This window comes from Bradyrhizobium sp. USDA 4011 (genome assembly GCF_054063415.1).
Window position 1 is genome coordinate 7,651,352 of the sequence record NZ_JBSSGG010000001.1, and the last position, 16,640, is coordinate 7,667,991.

The 16,640-nt window shown below is 62.3% G+C and carries 18 protein-coding genes and 1 tRNA gene; 8 read left to right on the forward strand and 11 right to left on the reverse strand.

What is annotated here, in order from left to right; genetic code table 11:
* Positions 1-15 precede the first annotated feature (15 nt).
* Entirely contained in the window at positions 16-144 is a 129-nt protein-coding gene (locus ACVW1C_RS36205) for a hypothetical protein (RefSeq protein ID WP_456762338.1), read from the reverse strand.
* Here ACVW1C_RS36205 and ACVW1C_RS36210 point away from each other — a divergent pair.
* Complete coding sequence (locus ACVW1C_RS36210; RefSeq protein WP_456762339.1) at positions 143-1,342, forward strand: adenylate/guanylate cyclase domain-containing protein; 1,200 nt, start codon at positions 143-145, stop codon at positions 1,340-1,342. The genes ACVW1C_RS36205 and ACVW1C_RS36210 overlap by 2 nt on opposite strands.
* Before the next feature lie 8 nt (positions 1,343-1,350).
* On the opposite strand, the gene ACVW1C_RS36215 is transcribed toward ACVW1C_RS36210, so the two are convergent.
* Both ACVW1C_RS36215 and ACVW1C_RS36220 read right to left on the reverse strand, forming a co-directional pair.
* A complete protein-coding gene (locus ACVW1C_RS36215) occupies positions 1,351-2,664 on the reverse strand; it encodes a chloride channel protein (protein ID WP_456762340.1) in 1,314 nt (437 codons plus the stop codon).
* A 169-nt stretch (positions 2,665-2,833) separates the two neighbouring features.
* Entirely contained in the window at positions 2,834-3,229 is a 396-nt protein-coding gene (locus tag ACVW1C_RS36220) for an NUDIX hydrolase (RefSeq protein ID WP_456762341.1), read from the reverse strand.
* Between the two features lie 428 nt (positions 3,230-3,657).
* Between ACVW1C_RS36220 and ACVW1C_RS36225 the strand changes: the two genes are divergently transcribed.
* A complete protein-coding gene (locus ACVW1C_RS36225; protein WP_456762342.1) occupies positions 3,658-3,954 on the forward strand; it encodes a hypothetical protein in 297 nt (98 codons plus the stop codon).
* 155 nt (positions 3,955-4,109) lie between these two features.
* Positions 4,110-4,337 (forward strand): hypothetical protein, encoded by a 228-nt coding sequence (locus tag ACVW1C_RS36230; protein ID WP_021081740.1) that lies wholly within the window; start codon positions 4,110-4,112, stop codon positions 4,335-4,337.
* 67 nt (positions 4,338-4,404) lie between these two features.
* Here ACVW1C_RS36230 and ACVW1C_RS36235 read toward each other — a convergent pair whose 3' ends face one another.
* Entirely contained in the window at positions 4,405-4,554 is a 150-nt protein-coding gene (locus ACVW1C_RS36235) for a hypothetical protein (RefSeq protein ID WP_456762343.1), read from the reverse strand.
* Positions 4,555-4,674: 120 nt separating this feature from the next.
* On the opposite strand from ACVW1C_RS36235, the gene ACVW1C_RS36240 reads away from it, so the two are divergent.
* Both ACVW1C_RS36240 and ACVW1C_RS36245 read left to right on the forward strand, forming a co-directional pair.
* Positions 4,675-5,475 carry a lytic murein transglycosylase gene (locus ACVW1C_RS36240; RefSeq protein WP_456762344.1) on the forward strand — a complete coding sequence of 267 codons (801 nt, stop codon included), beginning with the start codon at positions 4,675-4,677 and terminating at the stop codon, positions 5,473-5,475.
* Positions 5,476-5,567: 92 nt separating this feature from the next.
* Positions 5,568-5,975 carry a hypothetical protein gene (locus ACVW1C_RS36245; protein WP_456762345.1) on the forward strand — a complete coding sequence of 136 codons (408 nt, stop codon included), beginning with the start codon at positions 5,568-5,570 and terminating at the stop codon, positions 5,973-5,975.
* 6 nt (positions 5,976-5,981) lie between these two features.
* Here the strand turns inward: ACVW1C_RS36245 and ACVW1C_RS36250 are convergent, their stop codons facing one another.
* A complete protein-coding gene (locus ACVW1C_RS36250; RefSeq protein WP_456762346.1) occupies positions 5,982-6,368 on the reverse strand; it encodes a YciI family protein in 387 nt (128 codons plus the stop codon).
* A 493-nt stretch (positions 6,369-6,861) separates the two neighbouring features.
* Here ACVW1C_RS36250 and ACVW1C_RS36255 point away from each other — a divergent pair.
* Positions 6,862-6,935, forward strand: a tRNA-Gly gene (locus ACVW1C_RS36255).
* A 72-nt stretch (positions 6,936-7,007) separates the two neighbouring features.
* On the opposite strand, the gene ACVW1C_RS36260 is transcribed toward ACVW1C_RS36255, so the two are convergent.
* A complete protein-coding gene (locus tag ACVW1C_RS36260; protein ID WP_456762347.1) occupies positions 7,008-7,907 on the reverse strand; it encodes a hypothetical protein in 900 nt (299 codons plus the stop codon).
* A gap of 51 nt (positions 7,908-7,958) precedes the next feature.
* Entirely contained in the window at positions 7,959-8,093 is a 135-nt protein-coding gene (locus ACVW1C_RS36265) for a hypothetical protein (protein ID WP_456762348.1), read from the reverse strand.
* 1,326 nt (positions 8,094-9,419) lie between these two features.
* Here ACVW1C_RS36265 and ACVW1C_RS36270 point away from each other — a divergent pair.
* Complete coding sequence (locus tag ACVW1C_RS36270) at positions 9,420-9,866, forward strand: hypothetical protein (RefSeq protein WP_456762349.1); 447 nt, start codon at positions 9,420-9,422, stop codon at positions 9,864-9,866.
* 213 nt (positions 9,867-10,079) lie between these two features.
* Complete coding sequence (locus tag ACVW1C_RS36275; RefSeq protein WP_456762350.1) at positions 10,080-10,862, forward strand: LuxR C-terminal-related transcriptional regulator; 783 nt, start codon at positions 10,080-10,082, stop codon at positions 10,860-10,862.
* Here the strand turns inward: ACVW1C_RS36275 and ACVW1C_RS36280 are convergent.
* The 4 genes from ACVW1C_RS36280 to ACVW1C_RS36295 all read right to left on the reverse strand — a co-directional run bounded on the left by ACVW1C_RS36280 (position 10,859) and on the right by ACVW1C_RS36295 (position 16,377).
* Positions 10,859-12,277 carry an HlyD family type I secretion periplasmic adaptor subunit gene (locus ACVW1C_RS36280; protein ID WP_456762351.1) on the reverse strand — a complete coding sequence of 473 codons (1,419 nt, stop codon included), beginning with the start codon at positions 12,275-12,277 and terminating at the stop codon, positions 10,859-10,861. The two genes, ACVW1C_RS36275 and ACVW1C_RS36280, sit on opposite strands and share 4 nt — an antisense overlap.
* 50 nt (positions 12,278-12,327) lie before the next feature.
* Complete coding sequence (locus ACVW1C_RS36285) at positions 12,328-14,064, reverse strand: type I secretion system permease/ATPase (protein ID WP_456763265.1); 1,737 nt, start codon at positions 14,062-14,064, stop codon at positions 12,328-12,330.
* A 140-nt stretch (positions 14,065-14,204) separates the two neighbouring features.
* Entirely contained in the window at positions 14,205-14,663 is a 459-nt protein-coding gene (locus ACVW1C_RS36290; protein ID WP_456762352.1) for a hypothetical protein, read from the reverse strand.
* 283 nt (positions 14,664-14,946) lie between these two features.
* Complete coding sequence (locus ACVW1C_RS36295; protein WP_456762353.1) at positions 14,947-16,377, reverse strand: hypothetical protein; 1,431 nt, start codon at positions 16,375-16,377, stop codon at positions 14,947-14,949.
* Positions 16,378-16,640 lie beyond the last annotated feature (263 nt).

Here is a 16,640-nt window from a genome sequence, read left to right on the forward strand (position 1 = left end):
GGTGAACGCTCGTCCTCACGGCATCACGCGGAGGCAGGCCGGGCCGATTTGCCCGTTCACGTTACCGCTGGCGACGTTGACGCGGCCGGGCGGAAGCACGACATATCGCGTGCCGACCCCACCCGCCGCTCCGGAGCCAGCCATGAACGCGCCCCCCAACATCGATCACGTCACGCCGCAGTCCGACGGCGACGTAGTGAGCTGGCTGACCAACGAGACGCGCGACCAGCGCTTCATCGACAATATCTTCGCCGAGCTGTGCATCCGGCTGCAGCGCACGGGCATTCCGCTCAAGCGGGCGACCATGAACCTCCTGATCCAGCATCCGCAATGGCTCGGCGCCCGGATCATCTGGGCCGACGGGCAGCGCGAGGCCGAGATCACGCGGGTCGATTACGATGTCCAGCAGCGATCGGAATATATCGGCAGTCCGGTCTACGAAATCCATCAGGGTGCCGACGAGGTGCGCGAGAAGCTCGAACGTGACCCGTCACAGGGCCGCAAGCACGCGCTCTATGACGAGATGCGCGCGCAGGGCCTGACCGATTATGTGGCCTGGCCGCTGCTGCATACGCTCGGCAAGCGGCATGTCGTGACCTTCGCGACCGACCGTGCCGGTGGTTTCGATGACGCGCATCTCGCCAGCCTGAAGACGGTGCTGCCGGTGCTGGCGCTGGTCAGCGAAATCCGCATGAAGAACCGCCTGGCGCGGACGCTGCTCGAGACCTATGTCGGCTCGCACGCCGGCGAGATGATCCTGGCCGGTGCGACGCGGCGGGGCAGCGGGACCACGGTAAGCGCCGCGATCATGATCTGCGACTTGCGGGATTTCACCCGGATCTCGGACTCCTGGCCGCGCGATGACGTGATCGATCTCCTGAACGACTATTTCGACGCGATGTCGGAGCCGATTGCGCGGCATGGCGGAGAAATCCTGAAATTCATCGGCGACGGTCTGCTCGCCATTTTTCCGCTCAGCGAACCCAAGGCCTGCGCCAACCTGCTGCATGCGGTAGCCGAGGCGCGGCTGGCGATGGCGGCGCTGAGCGAAAGGAACGGCTTGATGGGCCGTGCGCCGATGAATTACGGCATCGGCGTCCATGTCGGCGACGTCATGTACGGCAATATCGGGTCGCGCAGCCGGCTCGACTTCACCGTCATCGGCCCCGCCGTGAACATGGCGTCGCGCCTCGAAGCTCTCACCAAGCAGTTGAAGAAGACGGTGCTGCTGTCCCGCGCCTTCGCGGATCTCGTCGAGCACGATTTCGCGCTCGAACATGTCGGCGAGCACCCCGTGCGCGGCTTCAGCGAGCCGATCGAGTTGTTTGCCTATAACGGCTGAAGAAATCTTCAGGTCGGCGTCGCCTTTTGCGCCGGCGAAGCCCGATCGATGAATCCCTTGGCGAGGGCGTGATAGACGCCCTCCTTGCAGATCAGGCGCGAGCTCGCATGCGCGATCAGGGCCGCGGCCATCAGCGGCACCACCATGGCGTGATTGTCGGTCATCTCGGTGACGATCACGAAGGCGGTAATCGGGGCCTGAACCACGCCGGCAAAATACGAGACCATGCCGAGCAGCATGATGGCCGCAAGCGGCGCGCCGTGAAACAGCGGCGCGATGTTGGAGCCGAGCCCGGCGCCGACCGCGAGCGAGGGCGCGAAGATGCCGCCCGGCATGCCGCTGATCGAGGCAAGCGTGGTGGCCAGGAATTTCCAGACGCCGAAGCTCGCGGGCAATTGCGATCCGGCTTCCAGCGCGGATTTGACCTGCTGATATCCGGTGCCGTAGATCGCACCGTCGGAAGCAATCCCGCAAATCGCCGCCGCAAATCCGCAGATCGCGGCGAAGCCGACGGGGTAGCGCTTGATCGCGCGTCCGACCGGGTTGGCAAATCCGCGCGCCATTGCGATCAGGATGCGGCTGAACAGGCCGCCCGCCAGACCTCCGGCCACGCCGCAGAGCGGGACGGCGAGCCAGTCGGTGCCGTTGCGCAGGGCCGTCGCGCTGGTGCCGAAGTAAGTGTAGTTGCCCATCAGAGCGAGCGACGTCAGGCCCGCGGCGATCACCGCGCCGATGATCAGGCTGGAGGTTCGCGTCTCGAAGGCGCGGCTCATTTCCTCGATGCCGAACACGATCCCGGCCAGCGGGGTGTTGAAGGCCGCAGCGACGCCTGCCGCCGCACCGGCAAGGATCAAGCCGGGTTGGCGCCGGGGCGAGAAGCGGCCGAGCGCAAACATGATCGACGCGCCGATCTGCACCGTCGGTCCCTCGCGCCCGACCGATGCGCCACACAGCAGGCCGAACAGGGTCAGCAGAATCTTGCCGGCGGCAATGCGCAGCGAAACCAGGCTTTCCCGCGCGGTCTGGTCGGTCAGATGGCGTGCGGCGATGGCCTGCGGGATGCCGCTTCCCTGCGCGTTCTGAAAAAAGCGATTGGTCAGGTAGACCGAGAGCGCGAAGCCCGCCGGCGTCAGCACCAGCGAGGCGTAACGGACATGCGACACCAGTGCGGAGAAGGCGGCCTGCGCCAGATCCGCGAGTTCTGCCAGCGCGACAGCCGCCGCACCGACCGCAATGCCGCCCAGCAGGAAGATGGCCCGGCGCTGCCAACGCGCGGAAACGATTCTGAACAGCCGCCGCTGGCGGTTGGAGGGGAAGCCCATTATGACGCAATTCCGGCTGATGTCGTGGTCCGGTCCGGACGGATCACGTCATTCCTAGCACGCGTCGGCGGTGGGTGAAGCTCAACAAATCAGCAAGGCATGCCCGCGCAGCCGCCAGATGCCAAAGCCGAAATCTGTGCTTTTCCGCGGGCAGCAGATAACCTGCCGTCTATCTCCGGCTCCGCTGCTTCCTTGGAAACAGCCGATCACGGATGTAGCGCGAGGTCGGCGTCAGGCGAATTCCGCGGGGCTTCTGCCAGGCGGCGCGATCGATCTCCTTCTTGTCGCCGATCGCCAGCCGTCCCTTGGCGTTCTTGGCGATGAAGATCGCGTCGCTCATCTTGCGGCCGGAACGCTTGTTCTTGGCCGTCACTTCCTTCCACAGGCTGAGCCTGCCGAGCTTGAGCTTCGGCAGCTCTTCCTTGATCTCACGCTTCAGGCAGTCCTTGCCGGTCTCGCGCGCACGCCTGCGTCCGCCGGGGAACATCCACAGCCCGTCAGATCGACGTCGGACCAGAAGGACCTTGCCGCGCTTGGCGGCAACCAGTTTGGAAGACTTCGTCATGTACTGCGCAATGATAGAAACAGAATCGTCCCCATCTTAATTTGTCTATTTGAGTAGACAAGTTGCAAGGGCGAATTGTTCCACAGTCATGTGTCGGCTGTTTGTCTGCCACGGATCGCCTGAACATTGAGAAAATCCTGACGACGCGCATCCTCGTACGAGGAGCGGCAAGTGAAGAGGCGGCCGGCTGTGACGGTCTGTCGCGGCTTCACCGCGGAAACGCCCGCACACGTTCGCCGTGAGCCCGGGCGTGGTCTCGCTTCATCGAACATCCTCACGTTGAGTTCGTGAGAATGAGGTGCTTCTGGTTCCCGTAGCAGGAACTGGCGGTGCCTTCGATGACAGAAGTCCATGGCAGGCAACTCTGCCGCTTGACTCAATGTTCTTGTTTTGTTCTAATTGCCCTCCACCGTGAATAGGAGGCCGCCATGGACAACCGTATCAGCGAAATTCGCAGGCAGATCAGGGCGCTGCGCGTCAGCATGCTCGAGGCCGAGGCCATCATGCGACAGCAGATCAACCGGGCTGAGGACTGCGCCTTCGTTGCGGGGGACCTCCTGAAGATGCGCCTGGTGATGAGCCGTCTGGTCGAAGAGCGGGGCATGCTGGGCGACCGCGAGCCGATCATCGTGCCCGCGAGCGTTGCTCCGCGCCGCCGTGCCGCGACACCGATCTTTCTTCGCACGGCGAAGCGAGAGCTCGTCGCCGGCGAAGCGCGTGCCTGATGACGCACCCGGGATGCAACGGCTGCGCGCCGAGTTGCGCGAGCTCGACGCATCCGTGAACCGGCCGAGGCAGGCCGGACGCGATAGTGCATCGGCGCAGCTTCTGCTGTCGCGCAAGCGCGCCGAGCTGGAGGACGTGATCTGCCGGAGGAAAGATGAGAGAGCCGCTTCGGTATTTCCACGACAGCGATGATCATGCGCCCTGGATCAAGGCGCTGGCCGAGGTCCGGCACATGGCGACGCGGGAAGGCTGGTGCTTTCACCACGTGCAGGCGATCATCGTGGCGATCGACCAGTATGCGGAGGCCGCGCTTGGCAACCGCGAGTTCTTCCTCAACCGCCCGCAGACCGTCGGCCCGCTGCGGCGAGGCGAGGTGCCGTAGCGGGCGGCATCGCGGGCGACAGCTTGCGAGCTGGCGCTGCCGTCATCAACGCCGTCTGCTGACCTGCTCAAGGCGATACGTCGGCGGGATGCTTGTCGCGATGCTCGACATATTCGACGCGCGCCTGGTCCGGATGCAACACCAGCATGTTGCGGCCGGTCGGGACCGGCCTGCCTGCCTGATCTGGCCGGGATGGCCAATCCGCTGCCGGCGACATATCGTGACGCTCCGCGGCCGAAGCTGGGGCGGATCGTTCATCGCCGGGTCATCTACATCAGGCCATCGTCAGCGCCGCGCCCGCGAGGGGCGGCGGCTCATTTTTCGGAGGAGGTTTCGGATGATCAGGGGCTGGCAGATTGCGACGTCGGCGCTCGCCATCGTCGTGATGGTTGCAACGCTGGGCGCAGAAGCGAACGCGGCGCAGTGCGGCAACGGGCCCGGCGGATTCGAAGCCTGGAAGGAGCAGTTTGCCGGCGAGGCGAGGGCCAAGGGCATCGGTGCCACCGCGATCGACGCGTTGATGCAGGCACATTACGCCAGTGCGACGATCGCCGCGGATCGCGGCCAGCGCAGTTTTGGCCTGTCGCTCGAGCAGTTCATGGCCAAGCGGGGATCTGCGACCATCGTGGCGCGCGGCCGTTCGCTGAAGCAGTCGCAGGCGGCGCTGTTCGCCTCGATCCAGCAGCGTTACGGCGTGCCGCCGGGACCACTGATCGCGATCTGGGGCATGGAGAGCGGCTTCGGCAGCCAGCGCGGCAACCAGAACATGCTGTCGTCGATCGCGACGCTTGCCTATGACTGCCGCCGCCCGGACTTCTTCACCGACCAGCTCTATGCCGCGCTGAAGCTGATCGACCGCGGTACTCTGTCCGGGAGCACGCGCGGCTCGATGCACGGCGAAATCGGCCAGACCCAGTTCATGCCGAAGAACGTGCTCGCCTATGGCACCGGCAATCTCGACGTCGCCGCCAACGCGCTGAGCTCGACGGCGAACTTCCTGCGCGCCCATGGCTGGCGCGCCGGCGCCGGCTATCAGCCCGGGGAACCCAACTTCGCCGCGATCGAGGCCTGGAACGCGGCGGGGGTCTACCAGAAGGCGATCGCGATCATGGGACGGCAGATCGACGGCGGCCAATGAGCGCAGGCCCAAGTTGCTTCACTCCAGGTTCCTTCATTCCCTGTTAACGCAACGGTGCCCAGATCGTTTGTGGTGAAACGGAGCCAGGCTCCATGCTCAAGAACGGCACCTATGCGGCGTGGTTTCGAACGTCGCTCGCTGACGGCACCGGCATCGTGCACGTGGCCGATGGCAGGCTGTGGGGCAGCGATGCCATCATGCTTTACGACGGCACCTATGAGGTCGACGGCGAGCGCTTCTCCGCCGTTCTCACGGCCAGGCGGCACTCCGACGGACATGCGACCGTGTTCGGCACCGACGATCTCGTGGTGCGGCTCGACGGCGTCTGGAGCGGCGCGATCGCGACGGCCGCGGGCAGGGCGGATGCCGTGCCCGATCTCGCCTTCGAGGTGACGCTGATTCCAAGCAATGGGGTGGCGCCCACACCGCCGCCCGATCCGCCGCTGCCGAAGTTCGATCCGAGCAAGCTGCCGAAGCTGCCGAAGCGCTCGAGTCGCTGAGCAACTTTATGCGTCGCTCGGGCCCGCGGTCTCCGGAAACGGCGCGCCGGGGATGTAGAGCTTCAGCGCGCGGATCTCGTAGACCGCCGACGGGTTGACGCTGCGCAGGTCGCGCGCCGCGGCGATCGCCTCGGCTTCATCGGCGCAATCGATCACGTAGAAGCCCAGCAGCTGCTCCTTGGTCTCCGAGAACGGACCGTCCATCACGATGCCGTGGCCGGGACCGCGAAGGGTGCTGGCGTTGCGGGTCTCGCCGAGCCGGGCAGCCGGGCCAAGCCGACCCTTCAACCGTTGATGGACCTCGCGCAGACCCGCCATGACGGCCGCGTCCTCATCGGCGCTCCACGACTTGACCTCGGCTTCGACGTGATAGGCCAGGATGGCATAAAGCATCTCGTGAGCTCCTCATTTCTGTTGCGGCAGGCGCAAGGACGGCTCAGAGCCACCCATGCCGACATTTCATGTCTAGTGAATCGGACGGTTTTTGTGCTGCCACAAGGTATCCCGCCGGCGGCATGGCGGCGGCGAACCGCGCGGCCCGAACAGCCAAAAAAGGCGCGGCGGAATCGCTTCCGCCGCGCCCCCGGATTTGTTGTCTCGCTGGTCCAGGGCTGAGAGCGCCCCGATGCCAAGCTGATTACTCAGCGCCTAGCGGGCGATCCCAGCGAGGTGACAGCGCTTGAGACAAGACACTGGATCACCTCCTTTCTTTGTTGATGGGACCAGCAATATAGGTGGCGAATCTGCCGCTGTTAAGGCCGCCGTCCGTCCGATCCGGGCCAGGAACCGGCCGCATTGCGCGAACATATTCTCGTTTACCGGCGCACGAGGACGCCCGCCGAGGCAGTTGAGACGGCCGTCCGGCCGTGTTAGGTGATCGCTCGATGCGGGTGTAGCTCAATGGTAGAGCAGCAGCCTTCCAAGCTGAATACGAGGGTTCGATTCCCTTCACCCGCTCCAATGTTTTCAATGGCTTATCGGGTTTCTTGATTTCCGTTCCGACAAGACGGCTGAATCCATTCCGACAAATGTTCACTTTCTGGCCGCCTGCTTGCGCCGCTTGATGCGCTTCATCTGTGCGTCCTGCTTGGCCTCGTCGTCGTGATGAAGGTAGTGCGCCATCGCTTTGGTCGATGACCATTGGCCCTTCTTCATGAGCCGCGTTTCTGTGAGGCCGGACGTGCTCGCCTCCGTGGTCCCGCCATGCCGTCCAAACGACGTGAAGGTCAGCTCAGGACGGAAGCCCGCGGCCAGAATGATCTTCTTCGAAATGCGCTCGACCTGAGTCAGCATTTCGCCCTTCCCGCTCCAAGGCAAACTACTACCATCCCGGCGCAGCATCAGGCCGCCCGTCGGCCGCAATGCCTTCATGGCGTCAAGCTCGGCCATGAGCAGGGGATAGAGCGGCTTACCCTTCTTGTCGAAGAGCGGCTCCCACGAGCCGGTGCTCGTCTTGTAGTTGATAACATAGACGTGGTTTGGCCGGCTTTCCGGCCGATAGTGCTCCGCCACCAATCGGATGAAGATATGAGCCTTGCGCTGCAGCCATTCCCAACCGATCAGGACACCCGTTGCCAATGACGGATAGCCCAACTCGATCGCTTTCGCACGGAACGCCGCCAGCTCGTCAAAATTAGCATGCGGTGTTTCGCGCGAGGTCGATTGCAGACCCATCTTCTCAAAGGGGTTCTTCGCCGGAAACAGGTGGGGTTGTGCCCTTGAGATCGTGTTCCATGCGCCGCGAGCAGTCTTCATCGCGTGGTTCACGGTCGTGCGGCGTTCGACCTTCTTGCCGTCGACATTTTTATAGAGCAGCTTCTCGAACAGGTCGTCCGCAAACGCCGTATCGATGCTCGAAACGCGCAGTGTGCCCAGCCGCCGTCCGTCCTTCAACAGGTATTCGCAGATCATCTTAATGCCGGTTTCATGCACGCGACATTGACCCGGGCTCAAAGGCTGCAAACGCTTCGCTGTTTTCTGTTTTCACGTTCGTCGATATTCGTGAAACATCCAGTCCAGCGTTCCGATCACTACTCCAATGCCCACGGGATTTGCATCATCGCCGCCCGTCAGCCAACTGTCGAACGCAGGCAGCAAGATCTTCTCGGCGCGCTGCACGGCCAACTCGTAATCGGTGCCGAGCGGCTCGTTCTTGACTGGACAACTTTTTTACGTGCCCACGTTGGCACGTCAAAAAAATACGCAAGGCTCCCTTTCTGAAGGCGTTTGCGCCTTCTGTAGCGAGGCAGCGGCAGAGCCGAACGTCCCATCCTCATCACAGCAAACTCCTGGATACCTCCGGATCGTCTTCAGGATCTATTGGAATCGATCTTTCTTCTTGTATCAACACGGAAATGCGTCCGTCAGGCCAAATCTCGACGCGCGCGACTTTGCCACCACTGTCGAGGACACCTCTAACAGCGCGTTTAATATCTGCCTCGGTAAATCTGGTCCGGGACATCCAATTGATGTGTACGCGATCGCTGAATCATTAAATCATGACGTTCAGTTGTGACTCCACTGAAACAAGGGAAAGCGTGGAGCACCATGGCGAAGATAGACGGGGCACAAAGCCTTTTTTCAACAAACAGATCGAAGGAGGGCATAACGATCATTTTCCGTTGATTGGGCGACGAAAAATCGGAAGGCGCGATTGCTGAATTATGACCTGGTTGTCGGAGCATCTTCAACCGATGAGTGGGCGACGATTCCATTCACCCCAAGTCGGTCTAGCGCCATCGAGCGGATTTGCGATGCGCGAACTTGCGCATGAATGAAAAGTGCACGTTTCTGGTGCGGTCGTCGCGCCGAGGTAACCAGAACACAGTATGATCTTGAATCTCTTGGTGGGCCCGGCAGGGCTCGAACCTGCAACCAGACCGTTATGAGCGGGCAGAATATTGGTCAGCTCCGTTGATCCTCCTGCGATTTTGTTCGAGCCCAATTGCTTTCGTCGCGTTTCGTTCACGCCGTTTCTGGTGCGAAACTGGTGCGCTGCTCCGAAACTTGCCTGAAGGCCCCAAGCCGGCGATCGGCAGCTTTTGGTGGCGCAAACCTTCGGATGAACACGCAAGTTGCAGAAGGGTCCAAGAGCGGACCAAATCGGCCATGATTGCTTTCACGATTGGCCGTTTGCGGTAGTTCGACACGGGCTCTGGGGCCCGATCTGATCCGCTCGTCCAGGCACGTGCCGGGCAACCGCGCGCGCTTAATGAGCGTTTAACGCTTTTGCGCAACAGATAGATCACCAGCGCGGAATTAGTCCTAGTTACGAGTGCGAGCCGAGCTCCCGAGGAGGGGAATCGGATGGGACTGCTTTTTGTAGGAGTGCTGGCAGGAGTCCTGATCGGCTTTGGCTGGTTCGCGCCTTCCCGAGGGGATTTCCTTGGGTGTGCGTCACGACCCTGTTTCGATAGGGTCGCAGTCGCCCGACCCGCGGAGCCAATGCCGACGGCATTGGCGCCAGATCCTGCGATCGTCAAATCGAATTCTGCAACGCCGGCAAGGTCCGGCAAGAAATCATCTCCGCAGAAACGCGGATCGGCCGATCTCGCCAAAGCCGCGTCCCCGCGGACGAGGATCCGCGTCCCGGCATCCGAACGGCCCGCGGAAGTATCAGATCCTGTCCTGGACAAGGCGAAGGTCACGATCTCGGCGAAGATGGAGGTTCCAGGATCGGCCGAATTCACAGCTGTGAAGCGCACAATGCGAAAGAACACGCTTGGACGCCTGGTGGATACGATTTGCGGGCGTGTGAAAGGAAGAAGCGCGTCAGGCGGCGAGACCGGAGAGAGACCGTTTCTTTATCTCGTGAAGGAGGATGAAGCATATGTCGTCGACGGCAAGTCGGGGTCGGCGGCGTCAACGGCGTATCGAAATATCTGCAATTAGGGGATGCGTCGACCGCGCACCGCGTGGTACGCGCCCAAATGAATTGAGCGGAAAGAATTTCCACCCAGGCGCCAAGTGATCCCCGCAGTGGATCGGCACTAACGGCGGCACTGCGCCGCTCTCGTGATGATGCATTTAGGATGAATGCGGCAGCGGGGGAGACGCAATACGGAATGGGAATATCGCGGAAGTTCTTTTCATCTCGAGGAAATCATGGACGAAATAACCAACTCCTCAAAGCGGCTCGATGAATCGCTTCACTTGCCGGTTCTGGTGATCGTCGAACCGCTCCTGTTGCCTCGCACGTGTATTCTGTCCGTCCTCAGGCGGGAATTGGCGGAATTCGAGATCCTCGACATGGCAACGGTCGAAAGCCTGGACTGCACGTCAACCCGCGATGTTCGTCTGGTGGTGCTGAGTATCGCAGACAAGCCCATCAGCGATCCCTCGGTTGAGGACAATCTCGCTTTCGTTGCGGAGTGCTGTCCCGGCGCTGCCATTGCAATCCTATCAAATCGTGATGACGAGCCGACCGCGCAGGCCGCGATGCAGCGGGGCGTGCGCGGCTTTCTTCCCACCTCGCTACCAATCGAAGTCGTCATAGCCGGCCTGCGCCTTGTTCTTGTCGGCGGCGTCTACAGGCCATTTCCTATCGGCGGGATGAACAGGATACCGGATTTCGACCCGCCGGATGTACGCGGGCTCGCGCCCGCATATCTGATGAACGAGGGAGCCAGAGTGGCTATCGACAGAAGCGTGACCGATCTCACGCCTCGTGAGCAACAGGTTCTGGCGGAATTGGAGCTCGGCCTGCCCAACAAGCTGATCGCCGCCAAATTGATCCTCTCGGAAAGCACAGTCAAAATGCACATCCAGCATATCATGAGGAAATGTGCTGCACACAATCGCACGGAAGCCGTCCTCCGCTGGCGCGGCCGGTTGCCCGCGCAGAGTCGCGACCACGCCCCCGGCGCGGCTCCAATGCTGGAAAACTAGTCCTCTCTGAATGCACCGCGGAAGCTGTCGAGCAGGGGCCTGAGCGCGTAAAGTGCGACGGTGCCGCGTCCCGTGGTGATGAACACTTGAACCGGCATACCGGGGACGATCTGGAGGTCGTTTGCGGCGATCTGCGCGTCGTCGATCCGGATCTTGGTCGCGTAGTATGGCTGGTCGGTACGCTTGTCGAGAAGCCGGTCTGCGGATACGTGCACGACGGTTCCCTTCAGGCGCGGCACGCGACGCTGATTGTACGGCACGAGATGCACCTCGGCATTGAGGCCGGGATGAACCACATCAATGTCCTCGGGCCTCAGGCGGGCGGTCACGATGAGGCGGTCTTGCCGGGGCACCAGGTCCATGAGCGGAGCACCCGCTCCGATGACGCCGCCGGCTGTATGAATCCGCAGGTCGGTTATCACGCCGTCCTCGGGCGCCTTGACCTCCGTTCGCGATAGCTGATCCCTGGCCGCAAGCAGCCGCTCGCGGAGCTGGAATATCTGGTTCTGTGCTTCACGATGCGACTGTGCGATCTCGTTCTGCCTCTCGCTCTCGAGCTTGAACAATGTGGCCTGCTGTTCGCTGATGACCTGACGGGCGCGGGAAATCTGCGCGACGATCTCGCCGCGGCGGCCCTCGACGTCGGCCAGTTCCCGTTGCAGGTTCAGAAGCCGCGGCCGCCGTTCGAGCCCCTTGTTGACGAGGGTCGCGACCATATCCAGTTCCTCCCGGACGATGTCGACCCGCTGCCCGGTGGCGCTCTCCTGAGCCTTGAGACCTTCGATCTCCTTCTCGACTTGACGCCTTCGTTCGCGAATGACCGCAAGCTGCGACTCGTGAACCTGCAGGCGTGCCTGAAAAATGAACTGCTGCGCCGACACCGCAGCGGCGGCCACCCCGTTCTGCTTGCTGTCCTGTTCCAGGGCGTCCGGAATTGCGATCCTGTCAAATCTCTGCTGCTCGGCTTGAAGCCGTGCGGCTCGAGCAACTGCATCCCACAATTGGCCTTGAAGGCTTTGCATCTCCGAGCCGGCCCGGGTGTCGTCCAGCGCGATCAGCGTTTGGCCGCTTCGCACGATATCGCCATCCGAAACCAGGATCTTCCTGACGATACCGCCTTCCAGATGCTGAATCGTCTTGCGGCTCGATTCCGATTCCACGACGCCGGACGCGATCGCGGCGCTCTCGAGAGGCGCGAGGCTCGCCCATGTCCCAACCCCCAGCATGAAGCAGAGCACCAGCAGATTGCCCGCGACGGTGATACCGCGAAGCCTTCCGCGTGGAGAGGTCGGCGTGGGCGTCGAGCACCATGGAAATTCCAGAGGCTCGAAATCGTCGATTGCGGTCACCACGACGCCAAATCGTCGGGCGGGCGGGGGGCTCGCCGGCGCTCGCATGAGCTGGTCCCAGATCATGGGAAATCTCAAGACGGCGGGAAGCTTCCAGATGGGGAGAGAGTTCCAGATCATGGCGCACTCTGCGAAGTAACCTGGGGTCGGCTCAGGTGCCGTTCAAAGATATCCTCGCTGTCGCCGAACGCGGCGACCGCACCGTCTTCCATGATGGCAATCTTGTCTGTGGCAGCAAGGAGACCCATCCGGTGAGTGACGACGACAAGGATGACGCCGGCGCGCTTCATGGGCTCGATGGCATCCAGGAGCATTCGCTCGCCCCCGTAGTCGAGGCTGGCGTTGGGTTCGTCGAGAACGATGAGGCGTGGACTGCCGAAAAAGGCGCGGGCAAGACCGAGGCGCTGCCGATACCCGCGCGAGAAGGTCGTTTCACTGTGAACCACCGTGTCGTAACCCCGCGGCAAGCGCATGATCGCCTCATGGATTCCGGCGAGCTTGGCCGCTTCGACGACCTTCCGCCGGTCGGCATCTTCAAGGCGTGCGATGATGTCGTTGATGGTGTCGCCGAGCAGGTTGATGTCCTGGGGGAGATATCCTAGACGGTCGCCGTTTCGGCACTCGCGAAGCAGCGAGACGTCGGTATTGTCGAGGAAGACACGGCCATGCGTTGGCATCGACAGCCCGGCGATCACCTGGCCGAGCAAGGACTTGCCTGACCCTGACGGACCGATAATGCCAAGGCATTCTCCGGGCATGAGGCTGAACGAGACGCCGTTCAGCAGAAGATGGTTGGTTCCCCCAAGCCTCACGCTAACATTATCGACGACGAGGCCGCTATGCGCCTGCGGCGGAGAAAACTCCGCGTTCTGCCGCCGCGTGACGGGGAATGCGGCGAGAAGTGCGCCAAGCCGCTGGCAGGCGCTCACGGCCGCCACGAGTGATTTCCAGCCTGCGACCGCACTTTCGACCGGCGCGAGCGCCCTGCTGAACATCAGCGTAGAAGCAAAGATGATTGCCGGACTCTTCCCGTGATCGAGGACGAGCCACGCGGCAGCCGCCATGATCAAGACCTGCGACAGCGCGCGAACCGGCTTGGTGGCCAGCATGACGATCTCGCCTCGCCGGAGTGCGACATCGTGCTCTCTGCGCGCGCGCTGCGCGTCACGGTGGATCATGCGTGCAGCGCTATCGAACATTCCCATGGCGCGGATCATGTGGATGTTGCCCGCGGCAGTCTGGAGGCGGCCGCAGCTTCTGGACAGCGCGGCGCCGGATCTGAGCAGAACGTCTTCCGTGACCAGCTCTCCGGCAACCGTGAGTGCGAACAGGAAGGCGACGCAGCAGGCGCCCACCACGCCAAGCAGGGGATGGATCAGAAAGAGGACAAGGAGGAACAAGGGCGCCCAGAGCGCGTCGAACAGCATCGTACATGCGCCGGACTCGACGAACTGGCGCAGCACGGTAAGATCCCGATATGCGCCCGACGCTTGCGTCCAATCGCTGCGAAACGCCGATTCGAGCCCGGCCGAAAGCACGCAAGGACGAAGGCGATCGTCGAGCCAGGCGCCAAGGCGTCCAAGGACGGCGCGCCGCAAGGCATCGAACACGCCGCCGACGACCACTGTGATCGCGACAATGAGCGTGAGCAGGAGCAACGTGTCGACGCTCCGGCTCGACAGCACCCGGTCATAGATCTGAAGAAGATAGATGGAGGGAGCAAACAGAAGCAGGTTGTAGCTGCAGCTATATGCGAATACGAGACCGAGCGGTCCCACGCAGGACCGGAGGGCTGCGTGCAGTGGCGTCCGGATCTGCGGCAGAATGGGCAACTGAATGGGCGGCATCAGCATGTCGTCACCGCCTGAAATCGAGGTCCGGCGCACTTGACCGATGGCCGACGTCATCTGCCAACGGTATCGGCGGGGTATTGGCTTGAACTGCAGGACCGGTGACAGCGATCACCGGTCCTGCCAGTCGGACGGGCCGGCGGTCAGAACGTACTGAGATGGAAGTCCACTTCGCCGCCCAGCGCGGCGTTGCCGTCTCCCCCATTGCCGCCGATGCCGGCAACGACCTCTTGATGCTGGTCCACCGAGAGCTTGTTGATCTGGGTCGCATCCGTATTGGCGTAGACCTTGGAGGTATCATAACCGCTGTAGGATTTCTGGCTTCCATTCGACTCGGCGTCTCCGCCATGGGCCTTCGAAAACAACGAGGCCTGCGCGTTGGCGCCGCCGGCATCCCAATCTGCCGTCTGTTTGACGTGATCGCCGGTGCTCACGTGCACGTCGGCACCTTCCGCCTTGTTGGTTGGATCGAAGTTGAGCGTCGGCTTGCTGATGATGGCTCCCTTGAAGGTGCCGTCGCCGCCATTTCCGACATTCTGACCACCGGTGCTGATCGATTTGAATTCGATCGAGTCCGAGATGTTGATCGCTTTGGGCATCATCTGAGCCTCCCTCCTTCTCTTTCTGTTGCTGTTGGCTTTCTCGCATCATCCATCCCGATCAGGCGGACGCGCGCGGCAACTCTGATCCGCCCACGCGCGATGGCGATAGATGTCAAATCGGACACCATCCGGCTTGGTCGGCCTACGTACGAAAGGATGACATTCGTCGCGCAACATCGGAGCTCGAAACATCGGGGGAAGCCGCCTCTGCGCGAGATTTGCATGCGCAGGACGGAGTCCGCTGCCCCGCGATCGGGCCTTGCGCGAGCGACACGATGTTTCGCTATGCCAACAGGTGAAGATCCGACAGAAGATGGGCGGAAAGATCGCCACCCAGCGCGAGATTGCCGTTGCCGCCGTCTCCGCCTATTCCGGCAATCTGGACCGCACTCTGGTCGATGTGCACGTTGTTGACCTGGTCGGCCACGGCCGTCGAATGGGGACCTGCGATTGCGATATTGATGGGTGCATAGATCGCGACGCTGACATCGATCAGACTGCCGGAAAAATAGCCGTTGCCGCCATTGCCTGCGCCGTTCGAGCCGGTCGCAATCGTGTCGGAGCCGCCCCACAAGCCGTGGGAAAGTAGGTCTGCGTGGCCGCCCGCCGCGGCGTTGCCATTGCCGCCGTGCCCGCCAATGCCGGCCATCTGAACTATGGATTGATCCACGTAGGTGTCATTCGTCTGGGCCGAATGAACGTTGGAGCCATAGGCTGCGACTGCGACGTTGATCGGGTCGTACACGACGACGGAAGAATGGACGAGACTCCCGTAGAACGCGCCGTCGCCGCCATTGCCGGCCTGGCTCCCGCCCGTTTGAACGTCCCAGGCGCTCCCCCCAAAGCTTGATCCCCAACTGGGGTCGAGCGTCATGATGCTGCCGCCGGCAGCCATGTTGCCATTTCCGCCACTTCCGCCGACGCCCGCGATCTGCGTAGCCGATTGATCGATGTCGAGTGTGTTTGATTGACTTGCATGCGCAGTGCCGCCTGAGCCCGCCACCGCAATATTGATCGGATGATAGATCGCCACGGGAGCATCCACCAACGCACCCGAGAAATAGCCGCTGCCGCCATTTCCGGCGCCGTTGTCGCCGCTCGCGATCACGCCGGAACCCAGGGAGGTGCTGATGCTGCCTCCCGATGCGACGTTGTCATTCCCGCCATGTCCGCCGACGCTGGCCATCTGAAAGGCGGATTGATCGACACTCAAATTGTTGGACTGGTTGGCCAGGGCGACAGAGCCGTATCCCAAACTCACCGAGATGTTGATCGGTTCATAGATCAACAGAGACGCGTGAATCATACTTCCGTAAAAGTAGCCGTCTCCGCCGTTCCCGGCCGTGTTCGACCCGCTCTCGACCGAAGCAATGCCCACCTCGGAATGGGATGTGCCGGCTATGGGCTTCGTTGCCGAAGCATCCAGGCTCGCCGCAGTGTGGTTGCCGACGTGGCCGCCGCTGCCGACCCCCGATGCGGTGGGATGGTCGGATTGAACCGGGAGGGAGTCATGGGGCGGGGAATTCGCGGTCGTGGGATGCGCATCGAGCCCTGCAAACGGGCCGGGACCATGGGCCGGGGCGCTGCCGCCGGCCGCGTCAGTCGGGAACGGGGCGCTCGGTGCCGAATCCGGTTCGTCGTCGCCATCGTACCCATCGTGGCGATGGGAGGCGTGATGCACCCGGATCCCATCCGACATCCGCGAAAAATCCATCGTAGCCTCCCTCATCGCAATCGCTCCGCGCGATCGGACGGGTTCTGCACTCCGGACAGAATGTCATCCTGGGAAGGTCGAATGCCCAGTCGTCAGTTCGGATATGGCGCTTCGTCTGGTACCCGTAACATCGGCTACATCCGTTCGGGTACAGTTACAGCCTTTGCAACTTTGCGCGCGCGCCGATGTTTGAAAGTGCGACCTTGAGGGGATGGCAAAAGTGGACGATCGAGCTGATGGTCGGGCCGTCGTAGGGACGGTAG